Origin of the sequence: Microvirga pakistanensis, from assembly GCF_004458765.1 — a bacterium.
Taxonomy (GTDB): Bacteria; Pseudomonadota; Alphaproteobacteria; order Rhizobiales; family Beijerinckiaceae; genus Microvirga; species Microvirga pakistanensis.
Window position 1 is genome coordinate 1 of sequence record NZ_SPJX01000350.1, and the last position, 223, is coordinate 223.

Sequence of the window (223 nt, forward strand, 5' to 3'; positions counted from 1 at the left end):
CGGCTTGTCCGGGTAGAGCTTCGACATGTCGCGACCCACCATGAGGCGCGCCATCTCGAGCGGCTCGAGGCCCTCGGTGTCGCGTGTCGCGATATGGCGGCCGTCGCGCAGGACCGTGACTCGGTCCGAAATGGCCTTCACCTCGTTGAGCCGATGGGAGATGTAGAGCACGGCCACACCATGCTCGCGCAGCTTGCGGATGATGGTGAAAAGGCTTTCCGCC

At 64.6% G+C, this 223-nt stretch carries 1 pseudogene; it reads right to left on the reverse strand.

The window, feature by feature from the left end:
• Positions 1–223, reverse strand: a pseudogene (locus E4K09_RS18140) (sugar ABC transporter ATP-binding protein); the annotation flags it as partial.